The sequence below is a fragment of the Paenibacillus sp. S150 genome (assembly GCF_019352175.1).
GTDB lineage: Bacteria > Bacillota > Bacilli > Paenibacillales > Paenibacillaceae > Paenibacillus_AQ.
Genome location: NZ_JACBYI010000054.1, coordinates 21135 through 40030, shown reverse-complemented (window position 1 = coordinate 40030; position 18896 = coordinate 21135). Strand labels below are relative to the sequence as shown.

The following is an 18896-nucleotide window of genomic DNA, read 5'->3' as shown; positions in this document are numbered from 1 at the left end:
TTTACGTGATGCTTCGGGATAAAGTCCCCTATACCGAACGGGGGACCGAATATGTGAACACCCCAGAACAGACTGCGAGTTACCTAATCCAAAAACTGCAAAAGCTAGGTTTCCAAGTGGAACTGACGCCCACCACGGGATAACCATTTTAAAAAAAATGAAGTTCCACGATAGGACCTCTGACAGTCAATTATCCTTTCGAGCTGTAAAGCGATAAAGCCTTTTTTCGTATAAAATTTAAGCCGATTTGCTGCAGCAGGGGTACTTGGACCAGATTAAGTTTACTTTTTCCCACTACGGGTGGTTTAACAGCGCGAGCGGCATGAATTAAGTCTACTTTTTCTACCTCGGTCCTCTTTAGCCGGTCCGGGGCTGGATTTAATTCACAGGTTCACTCTATATGGCGACAGTTGGACATGTAAGTTTGTAATACCTGAATCCTCTTTAGCCGGTCCGGGGCTGGATTTAATTCACAGGTTCACTCTATATGGCGACAGTTGGACATGTAATCTGTGATACCTGAATCCTCTTTAGCCGGTCCTGGCCAGCTTTTAATTCACAGGTTCACTCTATAATGCGACTATAGGACACGTAAGTTTGTAATACCTGGTTTCGTTCCAGCCAGTCCGAGGCATGCTATAATTCATGGTTCACTCTATTTACTCTATATTGCGGCGTTAGGCCAATAAGTTTGTAATACCCAGATCCGCTCCAGCCGGCCCGGGGCCAGCTGCGTTGCAAGAGGTTCGCAGAGCACAGCCGCATGATCCCCGCAGAGCTTATGGGCAGGTACAGAAGCAGTGGATTTTCAGCTGTGGTTTCAGCGGTTGATTTTGATGCAGGTTTAGTATGTCAACCGCTTGTCACAAATCTTCGGGACACGTATAATAGGGGCAAGAGAACGCTTTATTACAAGGATGGCCAGCCTGTGGCCTGACGTTGATGGGAAGGGAGACTGCTGCAGTGAAAGTATTGGGAGCAATTGAAGCTGGGGGAACAAAGTTTGTATGCGGGATTGGGACGGAGGACGGTTCGATTATGGACCGCGTCAGCTTTCCGACGACAACACCCGAGGAAACGATGGGGCTTGTGCTGGACTATTTTACCGGCAAAAATGTGGAAGCGATCGGCATTGGCTCGTTCGGGCCGATTGATCCGGTGCTTGGCAGCCCGACATACGGCTACATCACAACCACACCTAAGCCCCACTGGGGACAATATAATCTGGTTGGAACGGTTGCCGGGCATTTTTCCGTGCCTGTCGGTTTCGATACGGATGTGAATGGTGCGGCGCTGGGAGAATATAAATGGGGCGCGGCCCAAGGGCTGGACAGCTGCCTGTATATCACGGTTGGTACGGGGATTGGTGCCGGTGCGGTAGTGGGAGGCAAGCTGGTGCATGGCCTGTCTCATCCTGAAATGGGGCATATTTATGTGCGCCGCCATCCGGAGGATACCTACGAAGGGTTCTGTCCATATCATGGAGATTGCCTTGAGGGCCTTGCCGCAGGCCCGGCTATCGGGAGCCGATTTGGCAAACCGGCAGGCGAGCTGGCTGCCGATCATCCGGCCTGGGCGATAGAGGCGCACTATCTGGCGCATGCACTGATGAATTACGTGCTGATTCTGTCGCCGCAGAAGATCGTGATGGGCGGCGGTGTGATGAAGCAGAGCCAGCTTTTCCCGTTGATCCACGCCAAGCTTCAGGAGCTGCTGGGCGGCTATGTGCAGCATCCTGCACTTAATGAGGCCATCGGCAGCTATATTGTTCCGCCTCAGCTCGGCGACAATGCGGGTCTGTCCGGAGCGCTTGGACTGGCCAAGCTGGCGCTGGACCGGGAGTAGTCAAATATAAGACTCCCATGCCGCTTCGCGCATCACCGAGGAATGAAATATCGCTGCGGGCCGCGTTGTTACAGGGCGGAATATATGCGCTTGGCGTTATACATTATCCTTATCTTTCTGCCGGGTACAAAAAGAGATTGACTGTTTCTCAATATATGGGTATTGTTAGCATTAACAGTATAGCATTTCAGAGGAAGCACCTCTTTCACGAAATTCGTGGGAGAGGTGCTTTTTTGTGCAAATGTAAGGATGGTATAGGCCTCACAGCTTTATAACGTCCTTATATTTCCTGGTGCTGGATTTGTCTGTGCAGCAGTAAATCCGGTCAGCACCGGGATCATGCATACTGTATGACAAGAAAGGCAGGGATCGAGATGCAGATCGTATTTATGAACCGTTTGTCCAGAATGTCGGGGGTTGACCAAGAGGTGTTCGCCCAGCTCTGGATAGGGGAAGAGGAAGGCAGCTGGCGCCTGGGCTGGCGCGACTTCGCCGGCTCACAGGAAGCGGGGGACAGCTTGTGGTATGAGGGCGGCTCCTGGAATGAAATGCTCTGCGTATACCGCCATGAGCTGGCAGTGAAGTTGGGGGATGGCTACCGGCCGCTGATTGATGGCGCCTTTCACGATGAAGACAGCTTGTCCGGCGGACGCAATCAGGAGCAGCTCAAGCTGCAGTATTTCAGCGAGCGGCATGGCAATGAATCCGTTTATGAAGAGCTGTGCACCTGGCGCCGGGGCAAGGCCTCCAGTGAACGGAAGGCGCCTTATATTCTCGCCAGCAACCGCCTGCTGCGGATGCTGAGCGCTTTTCTTCCCCGCACACCGGAGGAGCTGCTGCAGATTCCCGGTGTGGGCGAGGGCAAAGCCTCGCAATACGGCGCGGACTGGCTGAACATCACCGCAGCGGCTCAGAGGGCGCACAGCTTTCCGCTGGACTGGGTGAATGAGGCCGTTGACAAGGAGAGCTTTGTGTCCTGGCAGTACAAGCAGAAGGAGCTGAAGTACAAGAAGCAGCTGGAACGGCTGCGGCTGCGCAGGGCCTTACTGCAGGGAATCGAGAACGGTCTTGGCATGGAGCAGCTGCAGGTACAGAGCGGAGCAAGCCGCCGGGAGGTGCTTGAGGCTGTAGAGGAGCTGGAAAGAGAAGGCTATTCCGCGGAGAAGCTTATTGCGCTTGAGCTGTCCGGCGTATCATCCGGCGAGCAGGAGAGTGTTTGGGCCGCCTATGAGCTGTTGGGTGATACCTTCCTGAAGCCAGTGCTTTACCAAGCCTATGGGGAAGCCTTCTCACCTCCGGAAGGATTGGATATCTACTATGAGCGCCTGCGGCTTATCCGCATCCGTTACCGGCGGGAGCAGGCGGCTTCGTTAGGAATTGCGACGAATTTATAATCGCGGGAATCCTGTGCACAGCCGGATCTTTTTGCTCAAATCCGCTTGAAATCAATCCAAAAGACGAAGGCTTCCTTACCATACTGCGGCATAGGGGCCTTCGTCCTGCTTATTCGTCCATTTATATTCATAGCCATTCCTTCTTGCGGAAAATAAACAGCATCCCGCAGCCGAGCGTAGCCATAACGGCAATAACTCCATAGTAGCCGTACCGGGTATGGAGTTCGGGCATATTGTCAAAGTTCATGCCATAAATACCGGTGATGACGGTCAGCGGCATGAATATCGTGGTGATGGCGGTAAATACTCTCATGATCTCATTGGCACGGTTGGCGATGCTGGACTGGTAGGCTTCGCGCAAGTTGCCCATGAGATCGCGGTAGGTTTCAAAGGTTTCAGAGATCTTGACCGCATTTTCATAAATGTCGCTGAAATATTTCTGCAGCTGGTCATCGATCAGGCGGAGGTCTTTTTTGTTGAGCGTGTTGATAACTTCCTTCTGCGGGCCGAGCATTTTCTTCAGCCAGAGAATTTCGCTTCGCAGACCGATGATCTCGCTCAGATGCGATTTCTTGGTATGCATCAGAATATCCTCTTCCAGCTTCTCGATCCGCGCTTCGATCCGGTCGCCGACGGAGAAATAATTATCTACTACAAGGTCGATCAGCAGATAGAGGAAACGGTCCGGCTCACTGACCTCCTGCTCCCACAGAATGGGCTTCAGCACGCGCAGCTCATGAATCTTCTGCTTGGTAACCGTGATAATGAAATGTCGGCCCAGAAAAACGTTGAGCGCCCGGAGGAAAATCTCTTCATCATCAAAGCGGATACTGTTGACCACAATAAAATAATGGCTTTCGTAAATTTCAATCTTCGGCCGCTGATCCTCCTCACTGAGACAGTCCTCCACGGCCAAATCATGCAGATTGTACAAAGGCTGAAGCAGCTCCAGATCCTCCACATCCGCATCAATCCAATAAAATCCCTCAGCGGGGACGGTTAATGTTTCTTCAAGCTCATCTACAGGTGTAAAAACCCCTGCGTTCACCAGCCGGATTTTCATCTGATTTCACTCCTCTTAGGCCCTGGTCTTCTCCAGGGATGTGCTAATTTAAGCACAGGGAAAAATCAGCTTGGCCGGCGGTACAATCAATCCGTGGCGCCAAATGACGGTTCGAGGGCATGAAGAAGAAATGCTCCCGCCGCCGGCAAGCTGATGTTAATCCTGTGTGGTTGCTCGTTCTGGACGCTTAACTGCGAACTCGGGTCGCCTTCCATTCTTCTCTCACCTCTTCTTTTCGTCATGCAGGGTGTGAAACACTTGTCTAGTATAACGCCCGGGTATGGGTCTTTCAAGCTAAATTCTTTAGGCTTTTTGGAACCCGTTAGCATTGTATGGACTTGACGAAAAGGAGGTTCATGATTTAAAGTAATTTTTAAGAAAAGCATTTAACGTTATGTGACTTTTTCTCAATTGAATACTGCTAAATCTTATCAAGAGCAGGTGGAGGGACTAGCCCGATGAAACCCGGCAACCGACGTTTACACGCACGGTGCTAATTCTTGCGGAAGCTTTGCATGGTGAGCCGTCCAGGCCGCCCGGCAAGTTCTCTGACAGATGAGAGAGGCGCATATGACTGCAGATATATGACCTTTCTCGACCGAGAAGGGTCTTTTTTATATTCATAATCAATGAAGGAGTGGAAACTGCAATGCCGATCAAAATTCCCGACAGCCTGCCGGCCAAAGAAGTATTGTCCGGAGAAAATATTTTTGTAATGGATGAAAGCCAGGCCTTCCACCAGGATATCCGCCCGCTGCGCATCGCCATCCTGAATTTAATGCCTACGAAGGAAACCACGGAGACGCAGCTGCTGCGTCTGGTAGGGAATTCGCCGCTGCAGGTGGATGTTGTGCTGCTGCACCCGAGCTCCCATACCTCGAAGAACACTTCGGCGGAGCACTTGAAGAGCTTTTACAAAACGTTTGACGAGATCAGCGACCGCCGCTTTGACGGATTGATCATAACCGGCGCTCCGGTGGAGCAGCTGGAATTCGAGGATGTGAACTACTGGGAAGAGCTGAAAGAAATTTTCGAGTGGAGCAAGCAGAATGTGACCTCGACCATGCATATCTGTTGGGCGGCGCAGGCAGGATTGTATCATCACTTCGGCGTGCGCAAGGTCGATCTGGACGAGAAATGCTTTGGTGTTTTTCCGCATACCCTCAACCATACTAACGTAAAGCTGCTGCGCGGTTTTGACGAGGTCTTCCATGTTCCGCACTCCCGCCATACGGATGTTTCGCGTGAAGATATCCTTGCAATTCCCGAGCTGCAGATTCTTGCCGAATCGGAGGAAGCCGGAGTATATCTGGTTTCAACGCTTGACGGCAAGCAAATTTTTGTGACCGGGCATTCCGAATATGATCCTTTTTCGTTAAAATGGGAATATGACCGGGATATCGCCAAAGGGATGGACATTGCCATTCCGAAGCATTACTATCCTAAGGATGATCCGCAGCGCACACCGCCGGCTGTCTGGCGTGCCCATGCCAACTTATTATTCTCTAATTGGCTTAATTACTATGTATATCAGGAGACCCCTTACGATATAGACATGGCCGATTATTTAGTTTTTTAAATATAGATGAGGATACTTTTACGCTTACACCACATTTAGGAGGCAGCAGCAATGGATGAGAAACTGAGGATTGAGAGCAGATTGGCGCAAATTGGTTCACAGGAGGACCCCGCTACGGGCGCGGTGAATTACCCGATTTACAATGCGACGGCATTCCGTCATCCCAGACTTGGCCAGAGCACAGGGTTTGATTATATCCGTACCAAGAATCCTACCCGCTGGGTGCTGGAGGAGGCGGCTGCAGAGCTGGAATCCGGGGATGCCGCTTTTGCCTGCAGCTCTGGAATGGCGGCGCTGACGACAGTCTTCGCCTTATTCGGACAAGGGGACCATTTGGTGGTTTCGCTGGATCTGTACGGTGGGACCTACCGCCTGCTTGAGCGGATTCTCTCCAAATACGGAATCAGCGCCTCCTATGTGGACACGAATGACCTGGACGGGCTGGAGGCTGTGCGGCGCCCGGATACCAAGGCTGTATTTATCGAAACGCCGACGAACCCGCTGATGATGATAACGGATATTGAAGCTGTCTGTACGTGGTCACGCCGGCACGGGCTGCTCACCATTGTGGACAATACGCTGCTGACACCATTCTTCCAGCGGCCGCTGGAGCTGGGAGCGGACATCATCGTACACAGCGCGACCAAATATTTGGGCGGCCATAACGATGTGCTGGCAGGGCTGATTGTGACCAAGGGCACCGAGCTGTCGGAGGAAATGGCCATTCTGCACAATTCCCTGGGCGCAGTGCTTGCCCCGAATGACAGCTACCAGCTGATGAAGGGGATGAAGACGCTGGCGCTGCGCATGGAGCGGCACGAGAGCAATGCGCTGGCGCTGGCCCGCTATCTGCTGGAGCATCCGGCGGTAGCTGAGGTCTTCCACCCTGGACTGCCGGACCATCCCGGCTATGAGATCCAGCGGCGCCAGTCCTCAGGCAATACCGGAATCTTCTCCTTCAAGGTAAAAGATGCCAGATATGTGGAGCCCCTGCTCCGCCATATCCGCCTGATTGCCTTTGCCGAGAGCCTTGGCGGCGTGGAATCGCTGATGACCTATCCGGCGGTGCAGACCCATGCCGACATTCCGGTGGAAATCCGCGATGCGGTCGGTGTGGATGACCGCCTGCTGCGCTTCTCCGTCGGCATTGAGCATGCTGAGGATCTGATTGCGGATATGGGCCAAGCGCTTGAAGCCGCGCGGACCGAGCTGGAAGAAGGAGTTGCCGGCAAAACGCTGGCATAGAATAATAAACTTGGCAGCGGCTCCTGAGAGGGAGCTGCTGTTTTAAAGGCAGAAGTACCTTTGAATTCGCCCGAAGTCGGCTGGATGGTGAAATTAGAGGCAGAAGTACCTTTGATTCTCCTAGAAGTCGGCTGGACGGTGAAATCAGAGGCAGAAGTACCCTTGAATTCGCCCGAAGTCGGCTGGATGGTGGAATCAGAGGCAGAAGTACCTTTGATTCTCCTAGAAGCCGGCTGGATGGTGGAACTAAAGGCAGAAGTACCTTTGAATTCGCCCAAAGTCAGCTGGACGGTGAAATCAAAGGCAGAAGTACCTTTGAATTCGCCCGAAGCCGGCTGGACGGTGAAATCAGAGGCAGAAGTACCCTTGAATTCGCCCGAAGTCGGCTGGATGGTGGAATCAAAGGCAGAAATGCCTTTGAATTCGCCCAAAGTCAGCTGGATGGTGGAATCAAAGGCAGAAGTACCTTTGAATTCGCCTGAAGTCGGCTGGACGGTGAAATCAAAGGCAGAAGTACCTTTGAATTCGCCTGAAGCCGGCTAAATGATTCTTCTCCTCCCCACTGAGAAATAGCAGCATTCTTCTATAGGACGCCGATAGGCGTCTTTCTTGAAAGATAAGAATTTATATGTTTTGGGGTCCCCGCAAAGTACCTGAGTCATCATCGAAGCCAAGGCACCACTTTGTGGGGTTATTTTGCGCAGGATAGACGTAAGTTATTGGAGTGGACGCTCCGTGAACGGGCCGTTGTCTGGGTTGCTGTGCCCTCCAGATTAATTTCATTCCCCTTAGGAGCTGCGAGGAAATGAGTATCCGCTTTTGTTGACAAAATCTCCATTGTTTTGGGAGTTTTGTCAACAATGTAGCGGTACTTTATTTCGTCGCAGTTTCTTAGCGGTGAAAATCCGGAGACCCAGGCGGCCGCTGCCGCTGTTCCGCGGGTCTGTCCGCTCCGCTGTTTAAGCGGGAGTTAGTTCTGCGATCTTTAAAAAACACAATAAAGAAACTTAATTTATCCTGAATTGAACCGGAGAACCTGAACAAGCGGATGGAACGTAAGGAGGAGATTCATAGGGAACGGAAGCGAAGTGTAAAAAGTAACACTAATGGGCTGGAATTCTGGCTTGAACGGGCTTTAGTGGGATTTTGTACACCTAATGGAGGCCCGTTCCCCCCATCCGGCTGATTTCAGCCGGATTAGTTGTACTTTTTCCCACTAGGGATGATCCAGGAGCCGAATGCGCTACCTTAGTTGTACTTTTTACCACTAAGATGGCTGCCCTTTGGATGAATGTTTCAAGTTCATCTTAATGTAGGCGTATTCCTCTGCAGGGGAGAGAAACGGATCAATTAGGGTTCCTTTTTCCCGCTAACCCTTGCGAAAAAGCGGTTGGGGGAGCATGAAGTGACCTTTTCCGCTTGGCTTCCCGCCTGGCTTCAGCAGCCAGCCTTACCCTGAAATGCTAACAGCTGCGCTGCCCGGTTAAGGACGGCGAAGCCGTTTCTGCTTGAAAGATAAGAATTTATCCTGAATTTCGAAAGTGAAATGAACAAATCCAGATCGGACAAGGGATAAACCCTCTTTTTCCTTCACCCCTTTGGTGCAAGCTGTTTTTAGCAAGAAATCCCTTCGTGTAGAGCTTTTTAGATGATTTGTGGATACATACTTTCGAAATTCAGGTTTATATGTTTTGGGGTCCCCGCAAAGTACCTGAGTTATCATCGAAGCCAAGGCCCCGCTTTGTAGAGTTTTTTTGAAAGATAAGAATTTATATGTTTCACACGCTATAAATTAGGCTTATCTTTCTCGCTGAAACGGATACCGTCTTTATAAGGACGGCGAAGCCGTTTCTACTTGTCAGCAGTAAAGGTTTTTCAAGCTGTCCTGATTGTGATACGATGAAGGAACGAGCTTATTCATTTGTTCCACAAATTTTATACATCTACCCTATAGCATGGGCATAAAGAGGAGGCTGCGAACAATGAGTGCAATAGATTCGATTCTGGACAAGACGCTGAAGGGCGAACGTCTCGGGCTGGAGGACACAGTCCGGTTGTTCGAGAGCAACGAAATTGAGAAAATGGGCGCTGCCGCTGACATTATCATGAAACGCTGGCACCCGGACCCGCTGGCTACTTTCGTTATTGGCCGGAATATCAACTACACGAACGTCTGCGATGTATACTGCCGATTTTGCGCATTTTACCGCAGACCCGGCTCGGAGGAAGGTTATGTTCTTCCTGACGAAACCATCTATCAAAAAATTGCCGAGACTATCGCCGTGAACGGTACGGAAATTCTGATGCAAGGCGGAACCAATCCTAATCTGCCCTTCAGTTATTATACAGATTTGCTGCGCGGCATCAAGCAGCGCTTCCCGGAAATTACCATGCATTCCTTCTCCCCTGCGGAGATTATGAAAATGGTCGAGGTGTCCGGCTTGCCGCTGGAGCAGGTAGTCCGCGAGATTCACGCTGCAGGCCTGGATTCCCTGCCCGGCGGGGGCGCCGAGATTCTGGATGACCGGACCCGCCGCAAGATCAGCCGGCTCAAAGGCTCCTGGCGTGAGTGGATGGACGTGATGCAGACTGCCCACAAAATCGGCATGAACACAACGGCCACCATGGTCATCGGCCTTGGCGAGAGCATGGAGGAGCGGGCGCTTCATCTGCTGCGGGTACGCGAAGCCCAGGATGAGTGCATTGCGAACAAATATGATTCAGAGGGCTTCCTGGCTTTTATCTCCTGGACGTTTCAGCCGGATAATACGAATCTGAAGCTGGATAGACAGACTCCGGAGGAATACCTGAAAACCGTGGCAATCAGCCGCCTGGTGCTGGACAACATCAAAAACTTCCAATCCTCATGGGTGACGATGGGACCTGAGGTCGGCAAGCTCTCCCTGCAATACGGCTGCAACGATTTCGGCAGCACCATGATCGAAGAGAATGTGGTGTCGTCGGCGGGTGCGATCTACAAGGTCAACATCGAGTCCATTACACAGCTGATCCGCGAGGCCGGGAAGATCCCGGCGCAGCGCAACACGCGTTATGACATCCTGCGGACGTTTGAAGACGCGAACATGAAGATTGACAATGATTTTGTCATGCAGAACTAATTATTCAATAAAATTCAATATATTCATAACTTTGTGTGTAACATTTTATTGCGGCGCCTATTCTTGTTTGACTTCACTAGTGGAGGTGAACAAGAATAGGCTTTTTGTTTGTTTTTTGTAAATTATTTAGTCATTTTTTACAAAATTAACGCTGGTTATGTGATATTTAACACAACTATTTACCATACTTAATGATTTATGCTAGATTCATATTTTTGAGTATGATACAATCTTGCGGTCAGCACGAACAAGAATAATGAAAAATATGGGGAGGCTTTCTAACTTATGGGAGAAAGTAGATGGAACAAGCCGCTAGCCACAGCATTGGCGACCGCAGTATTGGCCGCGCAAGTTTTAGGCGGGATGTTTGCAGGGTCCATTCTGGGAACCGGCAAGGCAGAGGCCGCAAGCCCGGCAGCAGCCGATCCCGGGACACCGGGCACGATTGAACTGCGTTTGATGAGTACCACGGACGTACACACCAATGTGTACGGCTGGGACTATTTTAAAGATGCGCCTTCGACGACAGTAGGCCTGGACCGCACATCGACGCTGGTAAAGAAAGCCCGGAGCGAACAATCCAACAATCTCCTGTTGGACAACGGCGATTTGATCCAAGGAACACCACTGGGTACGTACATGGCTCAGGTTTCTGATTTTAAAGAGAGCGCTGACCAGATTCATCCCCTAATCGCCGCCATGAATCTCATGGAATACGATGCTGCAACCTTCGGCAATCATGAATTCAATTATGGATTGGATTACTTAAACCGCACGATCAACGGAAGCTCCATGGCAGGTACAGGCGCTGATTTTCCTTATGTGAATGCGAATATTTACAATGTTTCTGATGGCGAAAATACGTTTGAGCCGTATGTCATTATTCCCAAAATGGTTACTGACAGCAATGGCAATGAGGTGACGATCCAAGTCGGCCTCCTCGGTCTGGTAGCTCCGCAAATTATGGATTGGGACAAGGCGAACCTTGAAGGCAAGGTAATCACCAGGGACATTGCTGAAACAGCAGCGAAATTTGTTCCGGTAATGAAGGCTGGAGGCGCTGATGTCATTATCGCCATGGCCCACACCGGGTTTGATGCAACTGCGGTTGCAGGAACCGGAGCGGAAAATGCGATCAACCTGCTAAGCAAGGTTGAAGGTATTGACGCCATTACTTTTTCCCACACGCACAAGGTGTTCCCGACGAACGGAATTGACACTGCACTGGATGCTTCTTTCAAAGATCCGGCAACCAAACTTCCGTACAATACGGAGCAGGCTAAAGTGGATAATGTCAATGGCCATATCAATGGCACTACGGCAGTGCAGGCCGGCTATGGCGGCGGTTATCTGGGCCTGATCGATCTGAAGATCGTTCCTGACAGCAGCGGCTGGAAAGTGGACAAGGCAGGCTCGAAGGCCTCGACACGCTCCATCGCCGATGCAGAGGCTGATCCTGCGATTGATGCAGTGGCCGGAGCTGCTCATGCAGCTACCAAAGAATATGTGAATCAGCCGTTGGGCACAACCAAAGCACCGATGAACAGCTATTTTGCTCTGGTGCAGGATGATCCTACAGTACAGATCGTAACCTATGCCCAGCAGCAGTATGTATCGAATATGATCAATACGGATGCTGCGCTGTCCGAGTATAAGGACCTGCCGGTTCTCAGTGTAGGTGCGCCATTCAAAGCCGGACGCAATGGCCCGGACGAATATACTGAAATTCAAGAAGGCAATCTGACGATTGCAAGTGCAAGCGACCTGTATCTCTACGACAACACCTTGAAGGCGATTGTGGTAAAGGGATCAACTGTGAAGGAATGGGTAGAGATGAGTGCGGGTGCGTTCAACCGCATTAAACCGGCGATCTCCACTCCGCAGCCGCTCTTGAATTCCGCCTTTGCCGTATATAACTTCGATGTTATTGACGGAATTAATTACACTATCGATGTAACCAAGAACGCCAAGTACAAGCCGGATGGCACCATTAACGACGCTTTCTCAAGCCGGGTCACCTCCATCACTTATGGCGGGAATGAGCTGGACCTGAACCAGGATTTCATCGTGGTTACCAATAACTACCGTGCAAGCGGCGGTGGAAACTTCCCGGGTGTTAAAGACGCGAAGATGATTATCGATTCCCAAATGGAAAACCGCCAGGTGCTGATGGATTACATCAGTGCAGCCGGAACGGTTGATCCGACGGCAGACAACAACTGGGCGATTGCTCCAATCAAAGGGAATGTCAATGTTACCTTCACCTCTTCGCCTAAGGCGGCCGCAGTCAAGCCGGCCAAGGTTACAGACACAGGCATCAAAGATGCCAAGGGTTTTGAAATCTACAATCTTGATCTGAAAGAAACAGCAGCAGCCCCAACCGAGGATGTCGAGGTCCATCTGATTGGAATTAATGACTTCCACGGACAATTGGATACCACCTCTTATGTGGGGACTGATGCTGTAGGTACAGCGGCAACACTTGCCGCTTATTTGAAGGAAGCCCGTTCGAAATATGCGAATTCGCTGCTGTTCCACAACGGTGACTCCGTAGGCGCATCTGCGCCGGTCTCCTCGCTTGAGCGTGATGAGCCGACAATGGAATGGATGAACCTGATGAAATTCGACGTGGGTACTCTGGGCAATCACGAATTTGATCAAGGCGTTGAAGCGATGAAAGCGCAAATTTACGGCGGAGCTGATCCGAAGAACACCGGCATTGTTCATAAAGGCGCTGACTTTGACTATATCAATGCCAATGCTGTAGACAGCTCCACCGGTCTGCCGATCATTCCTCCTTACGTCATCAAAGAAGCAGGCGGCGTACAAATCGGATTTATCGGCGTGGTTACCAAATTGACCCCAAGCAAAGTATCTCCGGAGGGCACAAAAGGAGTGGAATTCCTGAGCGCAGCCGAAGAAGTTGAAGCGATTGAGAAATACGCCGCTGAGCTTCAGGCAAAGGGTGTGGAAACAATCGTTGTCCTTGCCCATGACCCGGCTACCACCCGAGACGGCGTGACTACGGGAGAAGCTGCAGATTTGGCTAAAGCACTTCCGGCCGATTCACCTGTTGATGTAATTGTGGCAGGTGACAATCATGCGCTGGCTAATGGTGTAGTGAACAACAAGCTGATTGTCCAGGCTTATTCTTACGGCACAGCCTTTGAAGACATCAAGCTGATTATTGATCCTGTTACCAAAGACGTCAAAGCCAAAACTGCTACTGTAACCACCACTTTTCAGAATGGAGTGACTCCTGACGCAGAAACTACGGCGTTGGTGAATCACTACCTTGAGCTTCATCCGGAGCTTACAAAACCTGTCGGCACAACCGATGGTACAATTACTCGCACAGACGCGTACACCAAAGAATCCAATCTGGGCAACCTCATTGCTGACGCTATGCGCCAAGCCGATTTCGGTGACGGCGAAAGCACTGCTGATTTTGCCTTCATGAATCCGGGCGGTATCCGCGCCGATCTTCCGAAAGGCGATGTAGCCTTCGGCGACCTGGCCAAAATTCAGCCATTCGGCAATACACTGGTGAAGCTGACGCTTACCGGTGAACAGGTTAAAACGCTGCTGCAACAGCAATGGGGCGCAACCGCCGCAGATACGAAGACCCTCCAGATTTCCGGTCTGAAATATACGGCGAGCATGTATCTGCCTATCGAAAGCCGTGTTGCCAATCTTACCAAGACAGACGGCACACCGATTAACATGACTCAGAGCTATACTGCTGTAGTCAACAACTTCATGGCTGCAGGCGGCGACAATTACACGGTATTGACCCAGGCCAGCGCGTCCCTGCCGGGTCCGACCGACCTGGATGTCTTCTACCAATACATTGTGGATACTTTCAAGGGCGGCGCCATTACAGCGGCCATTGAGGGACGTATTACCAATAATCTTGCAGCTGCGACCCCGGCTCCCGGAGGCGGAACTGCACCAACACCAACGCCGTCAGCATCGGCGACGCCTGCACCGGCCGCAACGCCTGCACCCACTGCAACCCCGGCTCCTACAGCGGCGCCTGTTGTCACTTTTGGGGATATAGGCAGAGTAGCCTGGGCCCAGGAAGCGATCAACTCTCTGGCAGCGAAGGGGATTGTCAAAGGAATTGACGGCAAGAACTTCGCACCGAACAAAACAGTAACCCGTGCGGAATTCGTAACGATGCTGGTTCGTTCCCTGGACCTCAGTACTTCAGGAACAAGCACAGCATTCAGCGATGTCAAGCAAGGGGTATGGTATACAGATACCATCGCCGCTGCGGTTAATGCCGGTCTTGTCAAAGGCACCGGCAACGGCAGGTTTGAACCGGGCCGTGAAGTGACCCGTGAAGAAATGGCGATCATGATCGCGGCTGCGATCAAGGATCAGCTGCAGCCGGTCGACACGGCGGCAGCATTGACAGGCTTCGGAGACAGGTCCCAAATTGCTTCCTATGCGCAAGAGGCTGTTGCGCAGCTGACGCAGCTTGGCATAGTCAACGGGGTGGAGGGCCAGAAATTCGCACCGAAGAGCGATGCTACCCGTGCTCAGGCAGCGGTTATCATTTACCGCATGCTGGAGGAGAAGGCTTCCTGAGCCAAGCTCCAGACAATAATCAATTGCAAAAAAAGGTGCTTTGCCGACGGGCAGAGCACCTTTTTTGCCGGAACCTTACTTAACGGCAGCTTCCCATTTGCAGCGGACCGGTGACACAATCGCATTTTCCTTTTTCAGCTCGGCAAATGCTTTGTCGACGGCTTTGCGTTCCAGGCCGGAGAGTTTTTCGACCTCGCCTGCACTGAGCGGAGTTTCCGATGCTTTGATAATATCCAGCACCTGCTCCTTAACACCCATTTGGCCCACATCCTTATTCATTATTATAGAACATCAAATGTTCTTATAGCTTCGTAGTATAGGACAAAACCCAAGAAGCTGCAGTGACATTTTGGTTTACAGTCATATCCAAAAGTGATATCATAATAATATCAAATACATATCTTTTGGAGGTGCCTTTTAATGAAAGAGAAAACGCTGCATCCGGTCAGTGGCTTCTGGGTCATTGCTTTGATCGCCATCTGTGTGGCCGGAGGAATTTATGGGGCAGTCTATGAATATACTACTGTTCCTGTGCTCTTGTTCACAGTAGCCGGGGTACTTTGCACGAGCATTACGGTAGTTCAGCCGAACAAGTCGGTTGTGGTGACCTTTTTCGGCAAATATGTCGGCACCATTGCCGGCAGCGGGCTGTTTGCGGTCATCCCGTTCAGTATCCGCAAGACCGTATCCTTGCGGGTGCGCAACTTCAACAGCGTGAAGCTGAAGGTGAATGATGTCGAGGGGAATCCGATCGAGATTGCTGCAGTGATTGTATTTAAGGTAATCAACTCGGCCAAAGCCTTATTCGATGTCGATAAGTACATGGCCTTTGTGGAGATTCAGAGTGAGACTGCGCTGCGCCATGTGGCCAGCCGTTATCCGTACGACAATTTTAACGAAGCGGGGATGTCTCTGCGGGCCAATGCGGATGAAATTGCCAAGGAGCTGGCAACCGAGCTGCAGGAGAGGCTCTCTTTGTCTGGGGTGGAGGTTATTGAAGCACGGCTGACGCATCTGGCCTACTCTACTGAAATCGCCAGCACAATGCTGCAGCGCCAGCAGGCCTCGGCTATTCTGTCCGCGCGGCAGATCATCGTCGAGGGGGCCGTAGGAATGGTGGACATGGCAATCCGCCAGCTCAGGGAGAGCGGGGTAGTGGAGCTTGACGAAGAACGCAAGGCAGCAATGATTAATAATCTGATGGTGGCGATTGTGTCGGAGCGCGGAGCAAGTCCGGTCATCAACGCCGGATCATTGTATTAAGGACGGTGCATTATGGCGGCCAAAAAAAGCTTTCCGCTGCGAATCGATCCCGAGCTGCATGAAGCGCTGGAACGTTGGGCGGCAGAAGAATTCCGCAGCGTAAACGGACATATCGAATACTTGCTGCGTGATTCTTTGAAACGCGCAGGCCGCTTGCCTGAACGGAAACGCCGTGAGGAATAGGAATTTAAGGGCAGAAGGCCGGCTTCTGTCCTTAAGCTGTTGTTCCTGCGGAGGTTATGCGGGAGTCAGGCCGGTGTCCTCCGGCTCCTTTCTTGAAGCGCCGAGCACCGGGCGATGTGCGACTTGACGGAAGAAGGGGACGGATTTATAATAACACATGATTCACATTATCTGCTTCGACAAAGACATGGGTCATGACTTCAGGGCCGTCCAGAGAGAGGGAACTTCAGGCTGCAATTTCCTCCGGTATCCGGTTATTGATCTACCCCTTTGTAGCTGCGGTTATGAACTCCCGGCGCCTGTTGATTGCATGACAGCCAGCCGCGGACAGTAAGAACCGCCGGTTCATGGCCGTTATCTTCATGCTGACGAAGGATTCCGGAGCCTTAGGAATCGAATTTGGGTGGAACCACGGGTGCAATCACTCGTCCCTTTGCGGGACGGGTGTTTTTGTGTGCAAGGATATATCCGTTCCGCAGCTATGCGGCCTCTGGCCATACTTTTTAAGGAGGAATAACCATGTCAGTAAATATCAAGCTTCCGGACGGCTCGGTCCGGGAATATGCGGATGGAAGCAGCATTGATGATGTAGCCGCCTCGATCAGCAGCGGACTGCGCAAGAATGCCGCAGCAGGCAAGCTGAACGGGATTGTTGTTGACTTGTCCACGCCGCTGCAGGAAGGTGCGCTGGTTGAGATCGTTACACTGGATTCGCCGGAAGGCCTCGAAGTGATGCGTCACAGTACGGCCCACTTGATGGCGCAGGCGGTAAGACGCCTGTTCGGAACCAAAGAGGTTAAGCTTGGAGTCGGACCGGTGATTGAGGATGGCTTCTACTATGACATGGATCTGGAGCACCCGTTGAATCCGGAGGATCTGCTGAAGATTGAGAAGGAAATGGACCGGATCGTTTCCGAGAACCTTCCTATCGTGCGTATTGAGGTCAGCCGCAAGGAAGCGCTGGAGCGTTTCGGCGAACTGGGCGATCCCTACAAGCTGGAGCTGATCGAGGCGCTGCCTGAAGACAGCGTGATTACGATTTATGAGCAGGGAGAATTCTTTGACCTTTGCCGCGGCCCGCATGTGCCTTCCACAGCGAAGATCAAGGTCTTCAAGCTGATGAATGTGGCCGGAGCCTACTGGCGCGGCGACAGCAAGAACAAGATGCTTCAGCGCGTATACGGCACAGCCTGGATCAAAAAAACGCAGCTCGATGAGCATCTGCGCCTGCTGGAGGAAGCGAAGAAACGCGATCACCGGAAGCTTGGCAAAGAGCTGGAGATCTTCACCTTCAATCAGCTGGTAGGTCAAGGCCTGCCGATCTGGCTGCCGAAGGGCGCGAAGCTGCGCAGTATTCTTGAACGTTATATTGTGGATCTGGAAGCCAGCCTCGGGTACCAGCATGTGTACACTCCGGTGCTCGGCAACGTTGAGCTGTACAAAACTTCGGGACACTGGGAGCATTATCAGGAAGACATGTTCCCCAAGATGTCAATCGACAATGAAGAATTCGTGCTCCGCCCCATGAACTGCCCGCATCATATGATGATTTATAAAAGCTCGATGCACAGCTACCGCGATCTGCCGATCCGCATCGCCGAGCTGGGCATCCAGCACCGTTACGAAATGTCCGGGGCCTTGACAGGCCTGCACCGCGTGCGTTCAATGACGCTCAATGATTCGCATATTTTCTGCCGCCTGGATCAGATCAAAAGCGAATTTACCCGCGTGCTTGAGCTGATCAAGCAGGTGTACAGCGATTTCGGCATTGCCGACTACCGCTTCCGCCTCTCCTACCGCGATCCTAAGGATACCGAGAAATACTATCCGAACGATGAAATGTGGGAAACTGCACAGCGCATGCTGCGCGAGGTAGTGGAGGAAGCGGGTCTGCCGTTCTTTGAAGCGGAAGGCGAAGCGGCGTTCTATGGCCCGAAGCTGGATGTTCAGATCAAGACCGTTCTGGGCAAAGAGGAAACCCTGTCCACCGTCCAGATCGACTTCCTGCTTCCTGAGCGCTTTGAGCTGGAATATGTCGGCGATGATGGCCAAAAACACCGTCCAGTCGTGCTGCACCGCGGAATCCTTGGCACCATGGAACGTTTTGTGGCCTTCCTGCTGGAGAACTTTGCCGGCTCGCTGCCGCTGTGGCTGTCTCCGCAGCAGGTGAAGATCATTCCGGTGTCCTCCGCCTTTGATGATTATGCCAAGGACGTGGCTGCGAAGCTGCTTGCCGGCGGAATCCGGGCCGAAGTGGACTTGCGCAACGAGAAGATGGGCTATAAAATCCGTGAAGCGCAGCTGGAGAAGCTTCCATATATGTTCGTGGTCGGCGAGAACGAAATGAACGCCGGAAGCGTCTCTGTCCGCAAGCGCGGAGAAGGCGATCTCGGTGCCCAGCCGCTGCAGGAAGTGATTGCCTCATTGACGAGGGAGATTGCGGAGCGTGTAATCTAAAGCGGTCAGCGCAGCGGCTTTGAGCGGTTTAATTGTCATTTTCCAACCTCTGTCCCTGTGCCGCGTGCGGCCTTGCAGGAGCGGCTGCATGTATAAAATTTTGTGAAACGGGAAACCTTCGCTAATAGGGGGAGGTTTAACTAATGAACAAAATG

Annotated in this window: 12 protein-coding genes and 1 riboswitch; of the genes, 10 read left to right on the top strand and 2 right to left on the bottom strand. The window is 51.8% G+C overall.

Annotated features, from left to right (window positions below):
• Window positions 1-963 precede the first annotated feature (963 nt).
• Window positions 964-1845, top strand: a complete 882-nt coding sequence (locus HYD27_RS28980; protein WP_309242142.1) for an ROK family protein — start codon at window positions 964-966, stop codon at window positions 1843-1845.
• 374 nt (window positions 1846-2219) lie between these two features.
• Window positions 2220-3239 (top strand): HRDC domain-containing protein, encoded by a 1020-nt coding sequence (locus tag HYD27_RS28975; protein WP_219221116.1) that lies wholly within the window; start codon window positions 2220-2222, stop codon window positions 3237-3239.
• Between the two features lie 127 nt (window positions 3240-3366).
• Here HYD27_RS28975 and corA read toward each other — a convergent pair whose 3' ends face one another.
• Window positions 3367-4302 (bottom strand): magnesium/cobalt transporter CorA, encoded by a 936-nt coding sequence (gene corA / locus HYD27_RS28970; RefSeq protein ID WP_219221111.1) that lies wholly within the window; start codon window positions 4300-4302, stop codon window positions 3367-3369.
• 425 nt (window positions 4303-4727) lie between these two features.
• A riboswitch (SAM riboswitch) is annotated at window positions 4728-4864 on the top strand.
• Between the two features lie 87 nt (window positions 4865-4951).
• On the opposite strand from corA, the gene metA reads away from it, so the two are divergent.
• The 5 genes from metA (at window position 4952) to HYD27_RS28945 (ending at window position 14838) form a co-directional block, all read left to right on the top strand.
• Entirely contained in the window at window positions 4952-5881 is a 930-nt protein-coding gene (metA, locus tag HYD27_RS28965) for a homoserine O-acetyltransferase MetA (protein WP_219221109.1), read from the top strand.
• A gap of 51 nt (window positions 5882-5932) precedes the next feature.
• Window positions 5933-7126: an aminotransferase class I/II-fold pyridoxal phosphate-dependent enzyme gene (locus HYD27_RS28960; RefSeq protein ID WP_219221107.1), complete on the top strand. Its 1194-nt coding sequence runs from the start codon at window positions 5933-5935 to the stop codon at window positions 7124-7126.
• A 60-nt stretch (window positions 7127-7186) separates the two neighbouring features.
• Entirely contained in the window at window positions 7187-7669 is a 483-nt protein-coding gene (locus HYD27_RS28955; RefSeq protein ID WP_219221105.1) for a hypothetical protein, read from the top strand.
• A gap of 1439 nt (window positions 7670-9108) precedes the next feature.
• A complete protein-coding gene (gene mqnC / locus HYD27_RS28950; protein ID WP_219221103.1) occupies window positions 9109-10245 on the top strand; it encodes a cyclic dehypoxanthinyl futalosine synthase in 1137 nt (378 codons plus the stop codon).
• Between the two features lie 285 nt (window positions 10246-10530).
• On the top strand, window positions 10531-14838 hold the full coding sequence (locus HYD27_RS28945) for a bifunctional 2',3'-cyclic-nucleotide 2'-phosphodiesterase/3'-nucleotidase (RefSeq protein ID WP_219221101.1): 4308 nt from the start codon (window positions 10531-10533) through the stop codon (window positions 14836-14838).
• 75 nt (window positions 14839-14913) lie between these two features.
• On the opposite strand, the gene HYD27_RS28940 is transcribed toward HYD27_RS28945, so the two are convergent.
• Window positions 14914-15096, bottom strand: coding sequence for a transcriptional regulator (locus tag HYD27_RS28940; RefSeq protein ID WP_219221099.1), 183 nt, complete (start codon window positions 15094-15096; stop codon window positions 14914-14916).
• A gap of 162 nt (window positions 15097-15258) precedes the next feature.
• Between HYD27_RS28940 and HYD27_RS28935 the strand changes: the two genes are divergently transcribed.
• From HYD27_RS28935 to thrS, 3 genes are all read left to right on the top strand, one after another.
• Window positions 15259-16101 carry an SPFH domain-containing protein gene (locus tag HYD27_RS28935; RefSeq protein ID WP_219221098.1) on the top strand — a complete coding sequence of 281 codons (843 nt, stop codon included), beginning with the start codon at window positions 15259-15261 and terminating at the stop codon, window positions 16099-16101.
• Between the two features lie 12 nt (window positions 16102-16113).
• Entirely contained in the window at window positions 16114-16284 is a 171-nt protein-coding gene (locus HYD27_RS28930; protein ID WP_219221096.1) for a type II toxin-antitoxin system antitoxin, read from the top strand.
• Window positions 16285-16803: 519 nt separating this feature from the next.
• Complete coding sequence (gene thrS, locus HYD27_RS28925) at window positions 16804-18741, top strand: threonine--tRNA ligase (protein WP_219221095.1); 1938 nt, start codon at window positions 16804-16806, stop codon at window positions 18739-18741.
• Window positions 18742-18896: the final 155 nt, after the last annotated feature.